Origin of the sequence: Oscillibacter valericigenes (assembly GCF_021531435.1) — a bacterium.
GTDB lineage: Bacteria > Bacillota > Clostridia > Oscillospirales > Oscillospiraceae > Oscillibacter > Oscillibacter valericigenes_B.
Map to the genome: position 1 here is coordinate 1 of NZ_JAFBIS010000033.1, position 19,466 is coordinate 19,466.

General features: G+C 58.4%; 21 protein-coding genes. 17 read left to right on the plus strand and 4 right to left on the minus strand.

What is annotated here, in order from left to right; all coding sequences use genetic code 11:
* Positions 1-265 precede the first annotated feature (265 nt).
* The 4 genes from JQM68_RS12360 to nrdR all read left to right on the plus strand — a co-directional run bounded on the left by JQM68_RS12360 (position 266) and on the right by nrdR (position 2,768).
* Entirely contained in the window at positions 266-634 is a 369-nt protein-coding gene (locus JQM68_RS12360; RefSeq protein WP_235223309.1) for a type II toxin-antitoxin system PemK/MazF family toxin, read from the plus strand.
* A gap of 346 nt (positions 635-980) precedes the next feature.
* A complete protein-coding gene (locus tag JQM68_RS12365) occupies positions 981-1,487 on the plus strand; it encodes a hypothetical protein (RefSeq protein WP_235223310.1) in 507 nt (168 codons plus the stop codon).
* A gap of 73 nt (positions 1,488-1,560) precedes the next feature.
* Entirely contained in the window at positions 1,561-2,076 is a 516-nt protein-coding gene (locus JQM68_RS12370) for a hypothetical protein (protein WP_235223311.1), read from the plus strand.
* Between the two features lie 236 nt (positions 2,077-2,312).
* Positions 2,313-2,768 carry a transcriptional regulator NrdR gene (nrdR, locus tag JQM68_RS12375; RefSeq protein WP_235223312.1) on the plus strand — a complete coding sequence of 152 codons (456 nt, stop codon included), beginning with the start codon at positions 2,313-2,315 and terminating at the stop codon, positions 2,766-2,768.
* 14 nt (positions 2,769-2,782) lie between these two features.
* On the opposite strand, the gene JQM68_RS12380 is transcribed toward nrdR, so the two are convergent.
* Both JQM68_RS12380 and JQM68_RS12385 read right to left on the minus strand, forming a co-directional pair.
* Complete coding sequence (locus tag JQM68_RS12380; RefSeq protein ID WP_235223313.1) at positions 2,783-3,166, minus strand: DUF4363 family protein; 384 nt, start codon at positions 3,164-3,166, stop codon at positions 2,783-2,785.
* Positions 3,163-3,846: a DUF421 domain-containing protein gene (locus JQM68_RS12385; protein WP_235223314.1), complete on the minus strand. Its 684-nt coding sequence runs from the start codon at positions 3,844-3,846 to the stop codon at positions 3,163-3,165. Before JQM68_RS12385 ends, JQM68_RS12380 begins: the two co-directional genes overlap by 4 nt.
* 353 nt (positions 3,847-4,199) lie before the next feature.
* On the opposite strand from JQM68_RS12385, the gene glmS reads away from it, so the two are divergent.
* The 7 genes from glmS to JQM68_RS12420 all read left to right on the plus strand — a co-directional run bounded on the left by glmS (position 4,200) and on the right by JQM68_RS12420 (position 12,429).
* Positions 4,200-6,038 carry a glutamine--fructose-6-phosphate transaminase (isomerizing) gene (glmS, locus tag JQM68_RS12390; protein ID WP_235223315.1) on the plus strand — a complete coding sequence of 613 codons (1,839 nt, stop codon included), beginning with the start codon at positions 4,200-4,202 and terminating at the stop codon, positions 6,036-6,038.
* A gap of 149 nt (positions 6,039-6,187) precedes the next feature.
* Entirely contained in the window at positions 6,188-6,766 is a 579-nt protein-coding gene (locus JQM68_RS12395; RefSeq protein ID WP_412758477.1) for a GyrI-like domain-containing protein, read from the plus strand.
* 69 nt (positions 6,767-6,835) lie between these two features.
* Complete coding sequence (locus tag JQM68_RS12400) at positions 6,836-7,651, plus strand: MerR family transcriptional regulator (RefSeq protein WP_235223316.1); 816 nt, start codon at positions 6,836-6,838, stop codon at positions 7,649-7,651.
* Between the two features lie 160 nt (positions 7,652-7,811).
* On the plus strand, positions 7,812-8,726 hold the full coding sequence (locus JQM68_RS12405; RefSeq protein ID WP_328283740.1) for an AEC family transporter: 915 nt from the start codon (positions 7,812-7,814) through the stop codon (positions 8,724-8,726).
* Positions 8,727-8,821: 95 nt separating this feature from the next.
* A complete protein-coding gene (locus tag JQM68_RS12410; RefSeq protein WP_235223318.1) occupies positions 8,822-9,163 on the plus strand; it encodes a PadR family transcriptional regulator in 342 nt (113 codons plus the stop codon).
* Positions 9,156-10,583 carry a permease prefix domain 1-containing protein gene (locus JQM68_RS12415; protein ID WP_235223319.1) on the plus strand — a complete coding sequence of 476 codons (1,428 nt, stop codon included), beginning with the start codon at positions 9,156-9,158 and terminating at the stop codon, positions 10,581-10,583. The genes JQM68_RS12410 and JQM68_RS12415 overlap by 8 nt, the downstream gene beginning before the upstream one ends.
* A 202-nt stretch (positions 10,584-10,785) precedes the next feature.
* Positions 10,786-12,429, plus strand: coding sequence for an S-layer homology domain-containing protein (locus JQM68_RS12420; RefSeq protein WP_235223320.1), 1,644 nt, complete (start codon positions 10,786-10,788; stop codon positions 12,427-12,429).
* A gap of 38 nt (positions 12,430-12,467) precedes the next feature.
* On the opposite strand, the gene JQM68_RS12425 is transcribed toward JQM68_RS12420, so the two are convergent.
* On the minus strand, positions 12,468-13,361 hold the full coding sequence (locus JQM68_RS12425) for a DMT family transporter (protein ID WP_235223321.1): 894 nt from the start codon (positions 13,359-13,361) through the stop codon (positions 12,468-12,470).
* Positions 13,362-13,921: 560 nt separating this feature from the next.
* Here JQM68_RS12425 and infC point away from each other — a divergent pair.
* From infC to rplT, 3 genes are read left to right on the plus strand one after another with little or no spacing between them, the layout of a single operon-like run.
* On the plus strand, positions 13,922-14,428 hold the full coding sequence (infC, locus tag JQM68_RS12430) for a translation initiation factor IF-3 (RefSeq protein ID WP_235223322.1): 507 nt from the start codon (positions 13,922-13,924) through the stop codon (positions 14,426-14,428).
* A gap of 36 nt (positions 14,429-14,464) precedes the next feature.
* A complete protein-coding gene (gene rpmI, locus JQM68_RS12435) occupies positions 14,465-14,662 on the plus strand; it encodes a 50S ribosomal protein L35 (protein ID WP_022288799.1) in 198 nt (65 codons plus the stop codon).
* Between the two features lie 34 nt (positions 14,663-14,696).
* Positions 14,697-15,047: a 50S ribosomal protein L20 gene (rplT, locus tag JQM68_RS12440; protein WP_235223323.1), complete on the plus strand. Its 351-nt coding sequence runs from the start codon at positions 14,697-14,699 to the stop codon at positions 15,045-15,047.
* 105 nt (positions 15,048-15,152) lie between these two features.
* Here the strand turns inward: rplT and trmB are convergent, their stop codons facing one another.
* Positions 15,153-16,172 carry a tRNA (guanosine(46)-N7)-methyltransferase TrmB gene (gene trmB, locus JQM68_RS12445; RefSeq protein ID WP_235223324.1) on the minus strand — a complete coding sequence of 340 codons (1,020 nt, stop codon included), beginning with the start codon at positions 16,170-16,172 and terminating at the stop codon, positions 15,153-15,155.
* 367 nt (positions 16,173-16,539) lie between these two features.
* Here trmB and JQM68_RS12450 point away from each other — a divergent pair, with 367 nt between their 5' ends.
* Genes JQM68_RS12450 through acrB form a run of 3 tightly spaced genes read left to right on the plus strand, consistent with a single transcriptional unit; the run spans position 16,540 to position 19,373 of the window.
* A complete protein-coding gene (locus JQM68_RS12450; protein ID WP_412758478.1) occupies positions 16,540-17,382 on the plus strand; it encodes a 3-hydroxyacyl-CoA dehydrogenase family protein in 843 nt (280 codons plus the stop codon).
* A 26-nt stretch (positions 17,383-17,408) separates the two neighbouring features.
* Positions 17,409-18,551, plus strand: coding sequence for an acyl-CoA dehydrogenase (locus tag JQM68_RS12455; RefSeq protein ID WP_235223326.1), 1,143 nt, complete (start codon positions 17,409-17,411; stop codon positions 18,549-18,551).
* Between the two features lie 21 nt (positions 18,552-18,572).
* Positions 18,573-19,373: an acryloyl-CoA reductase electron transfer subunit gamma gene (gene acrB / locus JQM68_RS12460; RefSeq protein WP_235223327.1), complete on the plus strand. Its 801-nt coding sequence runs from the start codon at positions 18,573-18,575 to the stop codon at positions 19,371-19,373.
* Positions 19,374-19,466: the final 93 nt, after the last annotated feature.

Below are 19,466 nucleotides of genomic sequence, written 5' to 3' on the forward strand. Positions count from 1 at the left end.
GCGCCGTCAGCAAGCGGGTGCCGAGACTGTACATGGAAAACGGAGAGGTTGTGGAGCGCAGCCTGCGGATGCTGTAAAAACGAGTTCCTATCCGCACACGCCTGCCTGTCCCGCGCATAGGATAGTGCGGGGCGCGGACGCCGGGATTTTGCCCAGTGCTTTGGCGTATAAATTCCGGAATTGCGTGGGAGAATGAAAGTGGCCTCACTGAGTGGGAACCCCCATATTCGGTGATGGGTACTTCTTTCGGCGGAGTGTGAACTTTGTGGATACGACTGTCAAGCGCGGCGATATTTACTATGCCGATCTCTCCCCGGTGGTGGGCAGCGAGCAGGGTGGTGTCCGGCCGGTCCTCATTATTCAAAATGATACCGGGAACCGGTACAGCCCCACTGTGATCGCGGCGGCCATCACGTCTCAAACGGGTAAGGCCCGCCTGCCCACACATATTGACCTTCCTGTGGATGAAGACTGCGGCCTGAGCCGGGATTCCGTAGTGCTGCTGGAGCAAGTGCGGACGCTGGATAAAAAGCGCCTGCGGGAGCGGATGGGCCACGTGGAGGAGCACGTGATGAACAAGGTGGACACGGCCATCGCGGTGAGCTTTGGCCTGCCCCACGACCAGTTGGTGTGAACAAGAAACAAGGCGGAAAAAGGCTGCGCCGTGTCCGCCTTGGACGCCGCGGAAGCGGCGCCAAGCGTTTTGCGGAGCAAAACCTTGAAATGGGCGGGCTTTGCCTGACCATTTGAGTGAAGTGGCAGGGTTCCCGCTGTGGCTTGAAAAGCCGCGGCGGGATGCCGGCACGGCCATCGCGGTGAGCTTTGGCCTGCCCCACGACCAGTTGGTGTGATTGGATGCTTCCCCGGAAAGGGGACTTTCCGGGGGAGCGTGTCAGCTCTGCGGCAGGACAGGCAGAGAGGCAAACGATAAGAGCGCCCGCTTATCCTTTTTCGGCAAGGCGGGGGAGGAGGTACATATGATGAAAAAAAACAGATGGTTCCTGCGGGCGTTGGTGCTGCTGACGGTCACCGCCGCACTGAGTATGACGGTCACGCTTGCGGCTGATCCGGGGACCGACAAGGACCCCCTGGTGACACTGAGCTACCTCAATGAGACGTTCATGGACAGCATCCTGCAGAAGGTGGACCAGAAGATCACGGACCGGAACAGCCAACTCGCTCAGCAGCTGGGCGGACAGACCGGCGGTACGTCCGGTACGGCGGCCTCCTTCACAGTGGTGACGCTGTCAAAGGGGCAGACGCTTACCGGAGACATCGGCTGCGAGGTCATGCTGCGGGTAGGCACCGCTGCCTGCGTGTCGCCCTCCAGCCCCGGGCTGATCGACGAGACCTCGGCGTCCACGCTGAACAACGGCGGCGCGCTGGTCCAGAACCACCTGTATATGATGACCATTGAGGGCCGCGGCGTGAAAGCCACTGCCGCAACCACCAAGCTGCTGGTGCGGGGAAGTTACACTGTGTCCTGACAAACGGCATGAAATGTCCCGCCTGTGCATAGAGTTGCACAGGCGGGGCGTTTTTTGTAAGGGAGGCAGGGATATGGACAAGTTTCCGCTGTTATGGGAGGGAAAAGCTCTGGGAGAGCTGATCGTGGAGCGGGAGGCGCTGTACACCTGGTTCACCGTCCGCTGCCGTCTGCCGGGGGAGGGCATCTGGTGCGCCTGGGCCGTGGGAGACAAGGGAGAACTGCGGCTGGGGGTGGTGGAGCCGCAAAACGGCATCCGGCGGCGGTTTTCCAAACAGATGACAGAGCCGGTGGGAACGCTGCGGCGGGGGGAACTGCGCTCCGCCGGTGAGAAGACACCGGAAACCTGGTCAGCGGTACCGGAACCGACCCGGCTGTTCCGCACGCCCTGGCTGCGGCAGCAGCTCCAGGGCGTCCGGGGAGCGCTGACCGGAAAGGCAGGGGAGACCCGTCTGCTGGCCCTGCCCTACGACGGGAAAAAGCCCCTTCCGCTGGCACCTCTTTTTTGCCTGGCCCGGCTGCGGGACATCGGGGGGAAACGGTACGTCGTGTACGCTTTTGACGAAAAGGAATGGCCAGTTTTTCATTAGGAGAGACGGCGGAACGGTCAAGCCTGCATATGCATAGGATATGACAGCGGCAGCCGCTGCGCCGCCGCTTTTTGATGCGCGGAGGGGCCAGAGACCCGCACCCGGAAAATTTTCAAAATCAACAAATTATGTATACCATATTTTGCGTTGATGTGATATAATCTCCGCAAGTATCTGTGGATACTTGCGGAAAAGGCCAGCCCGCGTCAGACGGCGGCCATACAGGAGGTACACATATGAGATGCCCGTATTGCGGTTACAGTGAGAGCAAGGTCATTGATTCCCGCCCTGCCGATGAGGGCGCCAGCATCCGCCGCAGGAGAGAGTGCCTATCCTGCTCCAAGCGGTTCACCACCTATGAAACGGTGGAGAGCCTGCCTATGGTGGTGGTGAAGAAGGACGGCAGCCGCCAGAGCTTTGACCGGCGGAAGGTGCTGGGCGGCATGATCCGTGCCTGCGAGAAGCGGCCGGTCCCCCTGGCGGAGCTGGAGAAGATCGCCAGCGAGATCGAGCAGGACCTCCAGAACTCCATGGAGCGGGAGATCAGCACCGAGACCATCGGTGAGCGGGTGATGGAGCGCCTGCGGGCGGTGGACCAGGTGGCCTATGTCCGCTTTGCCTCCGTATACCGCCAGTTCAAGGACATCGATACGTTCATGGCGGAGCTGAATAAGCTGCTGGCGGAGAAGTGACAAGGAAAAATACTTTATAGTACGTTTTTGAGAGAGAACCGCTCCATCTCCGCTAAGAGGCGGAGCTGGTCCTGAAGGTCCGCCAGTTCTGCCCGGAATTCACTGGATTCCTGCTCTTCGGCAAACGCCATGGCGCGGCGGTACATGGCCTCCGCGTCATCCACGGCGTCGTGCTCGGAGACGATGTGGAGATAGACCTGGCTGCCGCTCCAGTCCTTGTAGCTTTCCGCGAGGGCGTCAGCGGCAGATCGCCAGTTTTCAGCCGCGGCCAGTTCCTCCACCTGTTGGAGTTGGTCCCGCCAGCGCTGGGTGTGGTTGGTGATGGCGGCGCTGTTCCACAGGGCGAAGGCCAGGATTACGACCAGCACGGCCAGGGGAGGCAGCATATCCCGTTTCATTTCAGCCCCTCCTTTTTTACGCAGACCACCTGTCCCTGCTCGTCCAGCGTCATCAAAAAGACCTCCCGGGGAGAGGAAACCTTTTCTTTCCGCAGGGTTTTGTTCAGCCAGGCGTTGTCCTTCCCGCACAGTGTCAGGTTTTTTGCCAGCACCCGGCCGTCGTTGATCAGAACGACCGGCAGTGTGACGTCATCTTCCACCTCCAGCCCCAGCTGGGACGCGGTGGGCGGCTGCTGGGCCGCCCAGGGCAGGACGGATAACTGGCCGGAGTTTTCCAGCACGGCGTATTTCACGTCGGCGATGTTGGCGATGCCCTGGCCCCGCAGCTCTTCCAGCAGCTCGTCCAGAGTGTAGCGGTTGCGGCGCATGGCGTCCTGCTGGAGTTCACCATTGCGAATAAGCACCGAGGGTGTGCCGCAGACCATGGCCCGGAAACGCAGATGACGCAGGGAGATTTGGCTGAGGAGCATAGAGATGGCCAGCAGCGTCAGGATGGGGATGACCCCAGCCAACAGCGGGATGCCGAAATCCTGCATGGGCACCGTGGCTAGGTCTGAGATCATCATGGTCAGCACCAGCTCGCTGGGTTCCAGCTCGCCGATCTGACGCTTGCCCATCAGCCGCAGGCCCACCATGATGAGAAAGTAGAGTATGATCGTGCGTGCAAAGGCGGTCATCATAGGCGTTTTCCTCCGTTGGGACAGTATGACCGGTTCCCGGCGGCGTTATTCCCGGATAAAACTCCCAGGATTGGAGTTTTTATCATATATAAAATCGCAGACCGGAAAGGAGGACTTATGGGCAAAGGCCCATCACAGAGCGCCATGTGCCTGTCATGGAAAAATACTTGACAGGATAACGAGGAGAAGGGTTTATCGAAAATTCGGCGGATGCCCTTCCGTGGACGCGGCCATGTGACACAGCCCACAAATACGCGGGCGACCGCGGAACAGAACAGCTGTGACCGTGTAAAAAGTGACAAATATCTGCGAGTTTGTCCTTTTGATAGACTTATCAGGAGGATTTTATTTCTATGTGCGGAATTATTGGATTCGCGGGCCGCGAACAGGCGGCTCCTATTTTGCTGGACGGATTGGCGCGGATGGAGTACCGGGGCTACGATTCAGCCGGTATCGCCGTCCGTTCCGAGACGAAGGGCCTGCAGGTAAAAAAGGCCAAGGGCCGGCTCCAGGTGCTCAGCGACCTGACCCACGGCGGCGCCGACCTGGAGGGCACTCTGGGCATCGGCCACACCCGCTGGGCCACCCACGGAGAGCCCAACGACATCAACGCCCATCCCCACATCAGCGAGAACGGCCGGATCGCCTTGGTCCACAACGGCATCATTGAGAACTATCTGGAGATCAAGGAACAGCTCCAGCGCCACGGCGTGAAATTCACCTCGGACACCGACTCCGAGGTGGTGGCCCAGCTTCTGGAGTTCCACTACAACGAGTGCCACAATATGCTGGAGGCCGTGGGCCGCGTCCTGCGGCGTATCGAGGGCTCCTATGCCTTCGGCATCATCTGCTCCGATTACCCCAACGCCCTCATCGCCGCCCGGAAGGACAGCCCGCTGATTTTGGGCTACGGCGAAAACGGCAACTATATCGCCTCCGATGTAACGGCTGTCATCAAGTACACCCGGGATGTGGTGTATATGGAGGACGGCGAGATCGCCGTCGTCACGGCGGAGAACATCGATGTGTTCGACAGCGAGATGAATCCCCTGGAAAAGCAGCACAGCCAGGTGGACTGGGACGTCTCCGCCGCGGAAAAGGGCGGCTACGCCCACTTTATGTTCAAGGAGATCATGGAGCAGCCCGAGGCCATCCGCAAGACCGTGTCTCCCCGCATCCGGGACGGCAAGGTCGTGCTGGACGATGTGAAGCTCACGGCGGACTATGTGAAAAACATCTCCCGCATCTTCATCATCGCCTGCGGCTCCAGCTACCATGTGGGCATGGTCAGCAAGTACAACTGGGAGCGGCTGCTGCGCCGTCCCGTGCAGGTGGATCTGGCCTCTGAGTTCCGGTACAGCGACCCGTTGGTGGATGAAAATACCTTGGTCATCGTCATCAGCCAGTCCGGTGAGACGCTGGACACCATGGCCGCCATGCGGGAGGCCAAGCACCGGGGCGCCCGGACGCTGGCGGTCGTCAACGTGGTGGGCAGCTCCATCGCACGGGAGGCCGACGATGTGCTCTATACCTGGGCGGGTCCGGAGATCGCCGTGGCCACCACCAAGGCGTATTCTACCCAGTTGGTGCTGATGGACCTCATCGGCCTGTATCTGGCGGACCTACTGGGGACTGTGGAAAAGAGCGAGTACGACGCCATTCTGACGGAAATGCAGCTTTTGCCGGAGAAAATGAACTGGTTCCTGGAGCATTTCGAGGATGTGCAGTATTTCGCCTCCCGGTATTTCAACCATGATTCCATTTTTTTCATCGGCCGGAACCTGGACTACGCTATGGGACTGGAGGGCTCTTTGAAGCTCAAGGAGATCAGCTATATCCACTCCGAGGCCTATGCCTCCGGCGAGCTGAAGCACGGCACCATCTCCCTGATCGAGCCGGGGACCCTGGTGGTGGCCCTGGGTACCTACGCGGCTCTGTTCGATAAGGCCATGAGCAACGTGGTGGAGGTAAAAGCCCGGGGCGCCGAGGTCCTGGCCGTTACCACGGAGAGTTTCAAGGAGAAGATGGAAAAGACCGCCGACGCTACCATCGTGGTGCCGGACACCCATCCCATTCTCCAGCCCTCCCTGGGCGTGGTGCCGCTGCAGCTGTTTGCCTATTATGTGGCGCTGCAGAGGGGCTGCGACATTGATAAGCCGAGGAATCTGGCGAAATCCGTCACTGTGGAATAATGTTTCTGCCTCCCGTGTTTTTCAGCACGGGAGGTTTTTCTTGACTCTCTCACGGTGTCAGGGCCTATACTGGTCCCATCAGCTGATAGGAGGATGGGACTTATGATTTCAAGAAAGAAAAGCTGTACCGGGCGGGAGACAGACCGGAGATTGTCACTGTTCCACCCGCAAATTACGTAGCAGTCCGGGGATGGGGAGATCCCAATACAACCGATGGTACCTACCAGCGTGCGCTGGCGGTGCTGTACGCTTTGGCCTATACCCTGAAAACCAGCCCGAGAAGAGGAAGGGCCATCCCCGGCTTCTTTGACTATGTGGTGCCGCCGCTGGAGGGCTTCTGGTGGCAGGAGGGCGTGGACGGCGCGGATTATGGCCGGAAAGCGGACTTTCATTGGATCTCCGTCCTGCGCCTGCCGGCTTTTGTGACGGAAGCGGACTTTGCCTGGGCTGCGGAGGATGCAGCCCGCCGGAAAAAGCTGGACTGCTCCGCTGCGGAACTGCTGGCAGTGGAGGAGGGGCTCTGCGTCCAGATGCTCCACACGGGGCCATTTGAAACGGAGCCGGAGACGGTCAATGTTATGGATGCTTTCCTGGCGGAAAACGGGTATGTCAACGATCTTACAGACCGCCGTCTGCACCACGAGATTTACCTCTCCGACGCCCGAAAGATCACGCCGGACCGCTGGCGGACCATCTTGCGGCATCCTATCCGAAAAATTTCCCCTTGACTCTCCCATGGTGTCATGGCTTATGCTGGTCCTGAGCTCAAAATTCACATCGATGTGGAGGATCCCAATATGCTGAAGATCGGCGAATTTTCAAAACTGTCCAGGATCAGCATCCGCATGCTGCGCTACTACGATGAAATGGGCCTTCTGATCCCGGAGACCATCGACCCCTTCACCGGCTACCACTATTACAGCGAGGCCCAGCTCTTCACGGCAGGCCGTATCAACGCCCTGAAGGACATGGGCTTCAAACTCTGCGGTACGGCGGAGCTGCTGGGGTGTTGGGAGGACCGGGAGGCGCTGGAACGGCACCTGCTGGCCCAGCAGGAGGCGGCCCGGCTCCAGGCGGAGGAGGCGGCGCGGCGGCTGCGGCTCCTGGACACAGCCTTGGAACGGCTGAGAAAGGATGAACCCATGAAATACGATGTGACGGTCAAGACCATCCCGGAGCGCTATGTGGCCAGCGTCCGGCAGATCATTCCCAATTATGATATGGAAGGCCAACTGTGGAGCATTTTTATGGAGGAAACGGCCCACATGCGCATCCAGGACGGCGACCCCTGCCTGTGCGCGGCCCTGTTCCACGACGGAGATTATAAGGAATCCGATGTGGATGTGGAGGTTCAGAAGACCGTAAAGGGAACTTATCCCGACACGGAACACGTGAAATTCAAGACCGTACCCGCGGTCCAGGTGGCCTCCGCCGTCTGCAAGGGCAGCTATGACCAAATCAGCGCCGTCAACGCTGCCGTGGCGTCCTGGGTGGAGGACAACGGCTACGCCTTTGATGGCACTGTCTTCAATATCTACCACGTCAGCCCCCATGAGACGAACGACCCCGATGCGTTTGTCACGGAGGTCTGCTATCCGGTGCGGAAAAAGTAAGCGAAGGGAGCAGGTAAATTTCCGTCTATTTCCCGACAAATCTTGCATATGCCGCAAACTTCCCTTATGATACCAGTTCGTCCAGGCTGAAAACAGGACAGCAGCTTTATGACCGGGAGGGAGATATACGGAAAATCTGATTTTTAGCCTTAACGTCACAGTGCCGATATTTTTCATGATGGTACTGGGCTTTTTGCTGCATGAAAAGACGCCTCTGCTGAACGACAGTTTCGCCGGGTATCTGAATACGTTCGTCTTCCAGATCGCCCTTCCGACGCAGCTGTTCAAGAATCTGTCGGAGTCGGATTTTTATACGGTCTGGGACGGCGGCGTCGTGGTGTTCTGTTTTGCGGTCTCACTGCTCTCCATCCTGCTGATGTTTGGCGTGTCGCAGATGCTGCGGGACAGATCTCAGCGGGCGGAATTTATCCAGGCCGGCTACCGGGGAAGCCAGGCGCTGCTGGGAACGGCCATCATGCAGAATATGTACGGTGAGGCCGGTCCGCTGGCCCTGGTTCTGATTGGCGCCGTACCGCTTTACAATGTGGCCGCTGTGGTGATCCTGACGCTGATGGCGCCTGACGGCGGACATCTGGACCGAAAGACTTTAGGGAAGACGGTCAGGGGCGTTGCCACCAATCCGATCATTTTAAGCATTGCCATCGGCCTGCTCTGGTCCCTTTTCAAGATTCCGCAGCCGGTCATCATGCAGCGTGCCGTGAGCAGCCTTGCCGCCACAGCAACGCCGCTGGGACTTTTGGCGCTGGGCGCCAGTATCGACCCGAAGAAGGCGGCGGGCTGCTGGAAGCCGGCAGTGGTGAGCAGTATCTTTAAGCTGTTCGTTTTTGCGGTGCTGTTTTTGCCGCTGGCGGTTTGGCTCGGCTGGCGGGGAGAGGTGCTGACGGCGGTTTTGCTGATGCTGAGTTCTCCCACGACGGTCAGCTGCTTCAGCATGGCCCGCAGCATGGGGCATGAGGGGACGATCTCTTCCAGTGCGGTGATGCTGACCACGGTGTGCAGCGCCTTTTCCTTCACGGGATGGCTGTATCTGCTGAAAACCTTTGCGTTGATTTGAAAAACCGGCGTCCTCCGCGGACGCCGGTTTTTCATGCTTGACATATATAGATTATCGATATATTATATAGATAACCTATATATGGAGGCGTCATTATGGAAATCGACAAAAGCCTGGTCAGCGGCAGTATGGCACTGTTGGTCATGAAGCTGCTGGAGGACGGCGACAAGTACGGCTATCAGATGATCGAGGAGCTGAAACGCCGCAGCGACGATACCTTTCATTTGAAGGCGGGCACGCTGTACCCGCTCCTCCACGGCCTGGAGGAGAAGGGCCTCGTTACCGCCTACGAGGGGGAGGCCGCCGCCGGAAAGCCCCGGCGGTATTATCACCTGACGAAAGCCGGCAGCGCGGCCCTGCGGGAGAAGGAGGAGTCCTGGAACACCTATGCCCGGGCCGTGGGCCGGGTGCTGAAAGGGGGCGCCTGCTTTGGCTGAGACCATCCGGGAATATTTGGACACAGTACAGGAGCAGATCCGGTGGAAGCGGGCCCGCCCGGTGGTGGTCCGGGAGCTGGAGCAGCACCTTGCCGACCAGCGGGACGCCTTTTTAGAGGAGGGGACCACCCCGGAAACGGCGGAGCGCATGGCCGTGGAGGAGATGGGCGACCCGGTGACAGTCGGCACGGAACTGGACCGGGTGCACCGTCCAACTCCCCAGTGGGGGCTGCTGGCGGCTGTGATTGCCCTGGCTTTGCTGGGTGGGGTTCTGCGGGTTTGGCTGACCGCCTCCGCCGCGGAATATTATGAGAATGTTGACCCGTTCCGTACAGCCGTCGCCCTGGCTCTGGGAACTGCCTGCCTGGTGGGAGCCTACCTTTTGGACTACACCTGGCTGGTCCGTCACGCCGCCGGCGTGTACATCGGTGCGTTGGTGCTGGGGGCACTGTCCCTGTGGTTGGCCCCCAACATCAATGGCGCGTCCTACTATACCCGCTATGTAGTGCTGCTCTATCCAACCGTGTACGCTGTTTGGCTGTATCATTGCCGGGGGAAAGGGTGGAAAGGATTTTTCCTTGCCATTTTGGGAGGCGTTCCCCTGGCAGCGGTCGGACTGCTGGCGCCCTATTCGACAGGTGTTTTGCTCTTGCTGCTGACGGGCTTCGTGCTGCTTTTGACTGCCGCCGGTACGGATTGGTTCGGCGTGGGGCGCGGCAAAACAGCAGCGGCAGCCGCAGGCACAGCGGCGGCTTTTATCGGGAGCGTGGCGTGGATGTTTTGGAAGCATGGGCTTTTTCAGCACCGCCTGTTGATGCTCCAGCACCCGGAACTGGAACCTATGAGCGGCGGCTATCAGGCGATGACCGTCCGCAAAGCCCTTTCCGTTTCCCAATGGCTGGGGCAGGGAAACTGGAATGAAGCCACCTATGAGCTGACGGTGCCTGACTGGAACCATGATTTTCTCCTGACCACCGTGGTGTACAAGCTGGGATGGCTGCCGTTCCTGCTGCTGGTACTGGCGGTGGCGGGACTGCTGCTGTGGCTCCTCCGGAAGTGTCTGCGGCAGCGGAACCAGGCCGGGCGGCTGGTGGCTTTGTCGGTGATACTGACTCTGGGCTTACAGGTGGTTTTCAGCGTGCTGCTGAACCTGGGCTATGTGCTGTTCAGCGTTTCCGTGCCGTTGGTGTCCGGAAATCTGCATATGGCGGTGACCATGGGGCTCATTGGTCTGACGCTGTCGGTATTCCGGGAGGATTCTGTCGCCCGGATGTACGGTACGGCGCATCAGCCTGTTTCCCGGATAAAGCTGTCTTTCCAGAAGGAAGAAAATGTACAAAACGGAAGCCATGTTTTGGGGATTTCGCTGATTATCTCCCGGAATGGAACAAAAGCGGCGGAAGATTCGTCTTTATCGTAGAACCATTGTGGGAGAGTTTTCCCGGCAATTAAGGCGACATAATATTTCCGTGAAAAACCTTTCGTGGGTCTTGACCCCAGCATTTCCATTTTGTATAATGGCAGCAGGCGCTGTTACAAAGGTGACATAACACCGCAGCCCATACGGGCTGCGGTGTTTTTTTGAAGAACTCTCCGACAAATACCGACAGAAAGGAACCGTCATGCATCATACCCGACTTTTCAAATGGCTGACCGCCGCCGCGCTGGGGACTGCTCTGGCCGTTGTTCCCGCCATGGCGTTTACCGATACACAGGGCCACTGGGCCGAGGACAGCATCCAGAAGTGGAGCGAGGAGTACCATATCATCCAGGGTTACGAGGACGGCACGTTCCGCCCGGACGCCTCCATCACCCGGGGCGCTTTCGCCGGTATCATGGACCGCTTTCTGCAGTTTCAGTCGATCTCCGGGCCGGAGACCTTCTCTGACACGGCGGGGATCTACTGGGAGGAGGCTATTCTGAAACTCCACGCCGCCGGGGTATACCTGGGCAACAACGGCAAGGCCCTGGCGGGGAACACCATTACCCGCCAGCAGGCGGTAGCCATGATAGCCCGCGCGTTCCGTATTGAGGCGGAGACGGCGGACCTGCCTTACGCCGACGCGGACAGGGTCGCCGAGTACGCCCGTCCCGCCGTAGCGGAGATGACAGCACGGGGCTATCTCAATGACGTCCGCGACGGCAATTTCCGCCCCACAGACCCTATTACCCGGGCGGAGATCATCAACATCCTCAGCAACATGATCAACACGCTGGTCCAGACCAACGAGGAGGTGTACTGGGATATACCGGGTACGCTGATGATCAACAGTGCCGACGGCGCTGTGCTGACGAATATGACCATCCACGGCGATTTGATCGTGGCGCCGGGCGTGACGGGGGACATCTCTATTTCCAATGTGGCGGTGCTGGGCAATATCCGCAATTTCGGGACCGCGTCCTTTGTGGAGCACCGGGAGCCGGGGACCGCCCCCACGGGGCCGGAGGAACCGGATACCCCGGCTATCCAGCCCGGAGAGGTCTATGACCCCGGTGAGACCACGGGAAATACCATTCTGTACAACGGCAAGGAGATCCCCATTTACGAGGAACGGGAGCCTCTGCGACTGTATGAGGGCGACTTCCGCTGGGAGGGGGACCGCCTGGTCTATGACGGCCAGGAGTTCCGCACCCGGTTCGGCATTGATGTGTCCGCCTATCAGAACCGCGCCAGCGAAAATGAGACCATCGACTGGGAGGCGGTGCGGGATGACGGCGTGGAGTTTGCCATGGTGCGGATCGGCCTGCGCGGGACATCCACCGGGGAGATCCACGCGGACGCCTACTATGCCGAGAACATCGACGGCGCCATGGCTGCGGGCATCGAGACCGGCGTCTATTTCTTCGCTCAGGCTATCACGGTGGAGGAGGCCATTGAGGAGGCGGACTTTGTCATCGAGCTGCTGAAAGACCATGAGATCAATGGTCCGGTGGCCTATGACTGGGAGATGCACGACTCCAGCTACCGGGTCTACGGCACACCGCCGGAAATGGCGACCGCCTGCGCCATCGCGTTCTGCCAGCGTATCGAGGAGGCGGGCTACGACGCGATGATCTACGCGGGGCAGTATGTCAGCTACATCAAGTATGACCAGGGGGCCATCTCTCCCTATCTCTCCTGGTATCCGGAGTATAAAACCGAGAGCTCGGAAAAGCTGTATCCTACATTTTACTATCAGATGGACTACTGGCAGTTTTCCAGCAACTGCTATGTAAACGGCATCGGCGGCCGGGTGGACGGCAACCTGCAGTTTATTCCCAGGTAAAACAAAGTCCGCGGAGCAAAACGCTCCGCGGACTTTGTTTATGTGGCTTTTGCGGCTTTTTTTGGCGCCCACTGGGAAACTACTACGCCTATGGTGATCAGTACCGCGCCCAGCAGGGCCAGGGGAGAGATCGGCTCGTCCAAAAACAGGCGGGCTGTAACAATGGTAATAAAGGGGGTCAGGTAGATGAAATTGTTGGTGGCTACCACACCCAGCAGGCGGAATGCCTTGTTCCAAAGAACGTAGCACAAGCCGCTTCCCACAAGGCCCAGAAAGAGGAAATTCCCGGCAACCACCGGCGTCAGCAGGGGAGCGGCAGGGTAAGGCTTGCCCTCCAGCAGCACCAGGGGCAGGGCGGTGAGGATGCCCCAGAACAGTGTCCGCCGGGTTACCAGGATGGGGTCCAACTCCCGGCCCAGCTTCCGCACCAGCACGGAGTACACCGCCCAGCAGGCGGCGGCACCCAGGGCCAGAAAATCGCCTTTGGGATTCAGCTTCAGAACGAAGGTGCCGTTGCAGACTACCAGTACCACGCCGGTGAAGGCTACCAGAAAGCCCCAGAGCGTATTGCGGCGGAACCGCTCCTCCCCGGCAAGGTGGGCCAGGACAGCGGTGAGGATGGGGGCGGCGGCTACGATGATGCTGACATTGGAGGCCAGGGTATAAGTCAGGGCCGTGTTCTCCGTGTAAAAATAAAGGGAGCAGCCGAACAGACCCAGCAGAAGGAAGCCCAGCTCCTGCTTCCTTGGCAGCGGCAGCTTCCTGGGCCGGAGAAGCCATAGCGCACAGTAGGCCAGCAGGAAGCGCGTCAGCATGATCTGGGCGGGGGAGTAGATCCCCAGCAGCTTTTTGCTGGAGATAAAGGTGGAGCCCCAAACGGAGATGGTAAAGGCGGCATACAGCCAGCCGGTGAGCTTTTTCTGGTTTTGCATCGTCTCATTCCAATCTTGCCAATCTTGACAGAAAAGATACCGCTGGCTATGATACCATATTATAAAAGGAAGACGCAAGGCCCATGTATAAAAAGACGCGGCGGGAGATACCCACCGCGTGCTTTTTGAGGTATGGGGGAGCCGTTTTATTTCCGGTTCTCCTTCTGGTTGCGCTGATTCTGTTCCTTCTGATTGCGCTGGTCCTGCTGCTGGTCCTGATTCTTGTTCTGGTTGTTCTCACGGTTATTGTTGTTCTGCATGAGATGACCTCCTTTCGACCCATAGGGTACAGCCATATTCTGGACGGTGCCGCCGGAAAATATGCGTTTCTTTCTAAAAAAAGAAAAAAACTGTTGACAAACACCCGGGCGGCTGGTAAACTAAATCAGCAAAACAAAGAAGGCTGACTGCATCCGCCTCACCTCCAGCCAATGGGCAAAGAGGTCAACAACGTTGTTACCAGACCGCCGGAGAGGTGGTTTGTTGTTGCGCGGATGCCATTGTGTGGTATCCGCGTTTTGTGATTTTTGGATGGAGGTGCTTCGACCATAGCTAAGTTAGTGCATGAACTGAACGAGGACATCAACGACAAGGAGATCCGGCTGATCGGCTCCGAAGGCGAGCAGCTCGGCATCATGCCTCCCGCGGAGGCACTGAAGATCGCCGATGAGCAGGGCCTGGATCTGGTCAAGATCTCTCCCCAGGCGGTGCCGCCTGTGTGCAAGCTGATGAATTACGGAAAGTTCCGCTTCGAGCAGAGCAAAAAGGAGAAGGAAGCCCGGAAGAATCAGCATGTGGTGGAGATCAAGGAGATCCGGATGTCTCCCGGCATTGATGTCGGTGACTTCAACACGAAGCTCAAAAACGCCCAGAAGTTCATTGCCGACGGCAACCGCGTCAAGGTCTCCGTCCGCTTCCGCGGCCGTGAGATGGCCCATACCGATATTGGCAAGGAGCTGCTGGATCGGTTCGCCGAGCAGTGTGCCGAAACCGCCAACCTGGATAAACCCGCCAAGCTGGAGGGACGGATGATGTCCATTTTCCTGTCCCCGAAGTCCGGCAAGTAAATAAGTGATTCAATTACACGGAAGGAGCTAACTACGATGCCTAAGCTGAAAACCCATAGCGGTGCCAAGAAGAGATTTAACCTCACCAAGACCGGCAAGGTCAAGCGCGCCAAGGCTTTCAAGAGCCACATCCTGACCAAGAAGGATACCAAGCGTACTCGTCGTCTGCGTGCCGGCGGCTATGCGGATGCTACCAACATGGATGCCGTCCGCAAGATGATCCCCTACAAGTAAGACACGATACGTTTAGAATAGGAGGCTTTTTACAATGGCTAGAGTCAAAGGCGCGATGATGACGCGCAAGAGAAGAAATAAGACCCTGAAGATGGCCAAGGGCTACTGGGGTTCCAAGTCCAAGCATTTCCGCGTTGCTAACCAGGCGGTGATGAAGTCCCTGACCTACGCTTACACCGGCCGCCGGCTGAAGAAGCGTGACTTCCGCTCCCTGTGGATCACCCGTATCTCCGCTGCCTGCAAGATGAACGGCATGAACTACTCCACCTTCATGCACGGCCTGAAGGTCGCCGGCATCGAGATCAACCGCAAGATGCTGGCTGAGCTGGCTGTCAACGACGCCGCCGCTTTCACCCAGCTGACCGAGATCGCCAAGAAGGCTTGATTTTTGTATAGGAAAACAGCGCTTCGGAAATTCGGAGCGCTGTTTTTTTGCTGGATTTTAAAACAAAGGAATCCCGCCTGTCCTGCTGCGACAGGCGGGATTTGCTTATGCCTTTGTGAAATAGGGGCCGCAGTCTTCCTCATGGGTGTGGACATAGGTCCAGGTGAAATCCTTGTCCACCAGATACCAGTCCAGGTCATCGGGCAGGGAGGGGACCTCCGCCATGGAGATGGCCTTGATGCGGGGCTGGTCCTGAGGCGGGTACTCCTTATAAAAACGGTAGCATTCCGTATCCGGCAGCTCCGCCAGGGCCTTACGCGCATCATTACCCTCCAGACAGGGCACCAGCTTATAGGAGAAGATGTGCCAGAGATAGCTGCCGCCCGCCAGGACATGCTTGCCCAGGTCCTCTTCGGACACATCGGCGGCGAAGGTGTCCAGCCACCGCTCCCGCACGCCCTTGATGGTGGCGGGGAAGGGCTCCTCCCAGGGCACCATGGTGGCGACCAAACGGTTGATGGGCTGGCCTTGCTCGTAAAACTTGGCCTCATAGTCCGTCATAACGCCCACCGGGCCGTGCTCATGGAGGTTCCGGGTGACCTCGGACAGGGTAAAGCCGAAGTTGGGGATCTCCTCCACGGAGAACTCAAACAGCCCCTGGTTGTCCGTCTTAAAGTGGATCTGGCCGCCCATTTTCAGCACCTGGCGGTACAGCTTCAGGAAATTGCCGTGGGTCAGGCGGCGCTTGGCATGGCGGTTGCTGGGCCAGGGATCGGAGAAGTTCAGATAGATGCGGTCGATCTCACCGGGGGCGAAAAAGTAGGGGAGCTGGTCGGCGTTGGCATCCACAAAGTAGACGTTGGTCAGCCCGGCGTTGACGCACCGCTCCATGGCGACCACCATGGCGTCGGGAACCATTTCCACGGCGATGAACAGCACGTCCGGCTCCGCTGCCGCCGTCCCAGCGGTGAAACGGCCCTTGCCGCAGCCCAGTTCCAGCCGCAGTTCCCGGGCAGTGGGCATCAGTTCCCGCCACGTTCCCCGGCGGTCGTAGGGATCCCGGATCAGAAAATCGCCGCAGCGTTCCATCCGGGGGATCAGGTTCTTCTTTTTCCGCATCCGCATATCGTGATCCTCCTGGGAAGTCATAGTATCATAGCCGAAAAGATACGGCAGCCCGGTTATTTTACCACAGGAAATCGGCGCTGTAAATGACTTTCCACCCTGAAAAATCAGGCGTGACGGCAGGGCGGGAAAGGGGATATGTTAATCACTTAACAAAATTGTATAAAGTTTAACGAATATTTTGTGTGAAGTGTAAAAAAGAGGGAAGACATCCCGATTCCGAGCATTTTAGACTTGATAAATGCGGAGTACGCTTCTATAATAAAGTTTGTGAGTAAATTGGCAATCTAGGATTTGCTCTGCTTTTTCCTGCAAAATGGACACTCTCAAGAAGAACGATCCAATCTTAAATTTATTAGGAGGAAAAATCATGAAAGTTGCAGTATTTGGCGCCGGTACTATGGGCAGCGGCATTGCTCAGGTCTTCGCCGCGAAGGGCCACACCGCTCTGATGTATGCCAGCTCTGTCGCTTCCGCTCAGAAGCACAAGGATAAGCTGGCCGCTTCCCTGCAGAAGCGCGTGGAGAAGGGCAAGATGACCCAGGAGGCCGTGGATGCCCTGCTGGCCAACGTCCTGGTGGAGGAGAAGTCCGCCTGCGCTGACGCCGATCTGATCATCGAATGCGTCAAGGAAGACATGGCCACCAAGAAGGAACTGCTGAACGAGCTGGATGCCCTGTGCAAGCCCGAGGCCATCTTCGCTTCCAACACCTCCTCTCTGTCCATCACCGAGATGGGCCACGGCCTGAAGCATCCCGTCATCGGCATGCACTTCTTCAACCCCGTGCCCAGCATGAAGCTGGTGGAGATCATCCGCGGTGCCAACACCACCCAGGAGACCTTCGACTTCATCTATAAGCTGTCCCAGGAGATCGGTAAGGACCCCGTCGAGGTCGCCGAGGCCCCCGGCTTCGTGGTCAACAAGATCCTGATCCCCATGATCAACGAGGCTATCGGCCTGGTTGAGACCGGCGTGGCTTCCGTGGCCGATATCGACAAGGCCATGATGCTGGGCGCCAATCATCCCATGGGCCCCCTGGCTCTGGGCGACTTCATCGGTCTGGATGTGTGCCTGGCCATTATGGACACCCTGTACACTGAGACCGGCGATCCCAAGTATCGTCCTGCCCTGCTGCTGAAGAAGATGGTCCGCGGCGGTTTGCTGGGCCGTAAGTCCGGCAAGGGCTTCTACGATTACAGCAAAAAGTAAAACCTGAAAGAAAAGGAGTAAATGGTATGGATTTTCATCTGACAAATGAGCAGCTGATGCTCCGTAAGATGTACCGTGAATTCGCCGAGAACGAAGTCAAGCCCTTGGCTGAGGAGATCGACGAAGAAGAGCGCTTCCCCATGGAGACCGTCCAGAAGATGGCGAAGCTGGGGATGATGGGCATCTACTTCCCCAAGGAGTACGGCGGCGCCGGCGGCGACGTTCTGTCCTACGCGATGTGCGTGGAGGAGCTGGCCAAGGTCTGCGGTACTACCGCTGTTATCGTGTCCGCCCACACCTCCCTGTGCTGCGCTCCCATCTTTGAGAACGGCACCGAGGAGCAGAAGCGCAAGTATCTGCCCGACCTGCTGAGCGGCCGCAAGATCGGCGCCTTCGGTCTGACCGAGCCCAACGCCGGTACCGACGCCTCCGGCCAGCAGACCACCGCCGTCCTGGAGGGCGACCACTACGTCCTGAACGGCTCCAAGTGCTTCATCACCAACGGCAACGTGGCCGATACCTTCGTGGTCTTCGCCATGACCGATAAGTCCAAGGGCAACCACGGCATCTCCGCCTTCATCGTGGAGAAGGACTTCCCCGGCTTCTCCACCGGCAAGCATGAGAAGAAGATGGGTATCCGCGGCAGCTCCACCTGCGACCTGATCTTCGAGGACTGCATCGTTCCCAAGGAGAACCTGCTGGGCAAGGAAGGCAAGGGCTTCAAGATCGCCATGCAGACCCTGGACGGCGGCCGTATCGGTATCGCTGCGCAGGCTCTGGGCCTGGGCGAGGGCGCTGTGAACGAGGCTGTGAAGTACACCCAGGAGCGTGTCCAGTTTGGCCGCCGCCTGAGCCAGTTCCAGAACACCCAGTTCCAGCTGGCCGATATGCATACCCGTATGCAGGCTGCTCAGTATCTGGTCTATGCCGCTGCCTGCAAGAAGCAGCTGCATGAGGATTATTCCATGGACGCTTCCATGGCGAAGCTGTTCGCTGCCGAGGCCGCTTCCGACGTGACCCGCCGCGCTGTTCAGCTGTTCGGCGGCTATGGCTACACCCGTGAGTATCCCGTGGAGCGCATGATGCGCGACGCGAAGATCACCGAGATCTACGAGGGCACTTCTGAAGTCCAGCGTATGGTCATTTCCAGCCATCTGGGCGTGAAGTAAGATAAGGAGGTAAAGGTTAAAATGAAAATCATTGTTAGTATCAAGCAGGTTCCCGATACCTCCGGCAAGGTCGCTGTCAACCCCGATGGTACCCTGAACCGTGCTTCCATGCAGACCATCACCAACCCCGATGACATGAACGCTCTGGAGGCCGCCCTGAAGATCAAGGACGCCACCGGCTGCAAGGTCATCGTTGTCACCATGGGTCCTCCTCCCGCGGCCGGCATGCTGCGTGAGGCCCTGGCCATGGGCGCTGATGAGGCTGTCCTGGTTTCCGCCCGTGAGTTCGGCGGTTCCGATACTTATGCTACCTCTCAGGTCCTGGCCGCTGCCATCAGCACCATCGGCATCGAGGATGACGACATCGTTCTCTGCGGCCGTCAGGCCATCGACGGTGATACCGCTCAGGTCGGCCCCCAGATCGCCGAGAAGCTGGGCCTGCCCCAGATCACCTATGCCGCCGACATCGCTGTCGAGGGCAAGAATGTTACCGTCAAGCGTATGCTGGAGGACGGCTACATGACCATCAAGACCCAGACTCCCTGCCTGGTCACCTGTATCAAGGAGCTGAACGAGCCCCGTTACATGAGCGTCGGCGGTGTCTTCGAGGCTTACAGCAAGCCCCTGGCTACTTACAACTATGAGACTCTGAAGGATCATCCCCTGATCGATGCCACCACTATCGGCCTGAAGGGTTCTCCCACCAACATCTTCAAGAGCTTCACGCCTCCCCAGAAGGGCGCCGGCATGATGCTGGAAGGTGCTGACAAGGCCACCTGCGAGAAGCTGGCCGGCATTCTGGCCGCCAAGCACATCATCTGAGAAAGGGGATAAATGACTATGTCTAATTTCAACAGTGCTGATATCGCTGCTTTCAAGGATGTATGGGTGTTCTGTGAGCAGCGCGAGGGCAAG

Excerpts from the sequence above, each read along its gene's own strand:
- JQM68_RS12410 (WP_235223318.1), top strand. The coding sequence starts at position 8,822 with ATGGAAATCGACAAAAGCCTGGTCAGCGGCAGTATGGCACTGTTGGTC.
- JQM68_RS12380 (WP_235223313.1), bottom strand. The coding sequence starts at position 3,166 with ATGAAACGGGATATGCTGCCTCCCCTGGCCGTGCTGGTCGTAATCCTG.
- JQM68_RS12370 (WP_235223311.1), top strand. The coding sequence starts at position 1,561 with ATGGACAAGTTTCCGCTGTTATGGGAGGGAAAAGCTCTGGGAGAGCTG.
- JQM68_RS12425 (WP_235223321.1), bottom strand. The coding sequence starts at position 13,361 with ATGCAAAACCAGAAAAAGCTCACCGGCTGGCTGTATGCCGCCTTTACC.
- trmB (WP_235223324.1), bottom strand. The coding sequence starts at position 16,172 with ATGCGGATGCGGAAAAAGAAGAACCTGATCCCCCGGATGGAACGCTGC.
- JQM68_RS12365 (WP_235223310.1), top strand. The coding sequence starts at position 981 with ATGAAAAAAAACAGATGGTTCCTGCGGGCGTTGGTGCTGCTGACGGTC.
- JQM68_RS12385 (WP_235223314.1), bottom strand. The coding sequence starts at position 3,846 with ATGATGACCGCCTTTGCACGCACGATCATACTCTACTTTCTCATCATG.
- acrB (WP_235223327.1), top strand. The coding sequence starts at position 18,573 with ATGAAAATCATTGTTAGTATCAAGCAGGTTCCCGATACCTCCGGCAAG.
- JQM68_RS12455 (WP_235223326.1), top strand. The coding sequence starts at position 17,409 with ATGGATTTTCATCTGACAAATGAGCAGCTGATGCTCCGTAAGATGTAC.
- rplT (WP_235223323.1), top strand. The coding sequence starts at position 14,697 with ATGGCTAGAGTCAAAGGCGCGATGATGACGCGCAAGAGAAGAAATAAG.
- nrdR (WP_235223312.1), top strand. The coding sequence starts at position 2,313 with ATGAGATGCCCGTATTGCGGTTACAGTGAGAGCAAGGTCATTGATTCC.
- rpmI (WP_022288799.1), top strand. The coding sequence starts at position 14,465 with ATGCCTAAGCTGAAAACCCATAGCGGTGCCAAGAAGAGATTTAACCTC.
- glmS (WP_235223315.1), top strand. The coding sequence starts at position 4,200 with ATGTGCGGAATTATTGGATTCGCGGGCCGCGAACAGGCGGCTCCTATT.
- JQM68_RS12400 (WP_235223316.1), top strand. The coding sequence starts at position 6,836 with ATGCTGAAGATCGGCGAATTTTCAAAACTGTCCAGGATCAGCATCCGC.
- JQM68_RS12420 (WP_235223320.1), top strand. The coding sequence starts at position 10,786 with ATGCATCATACCCGACTTTTCAAATGGCTGACCGCCGCCGCGCTGGGG.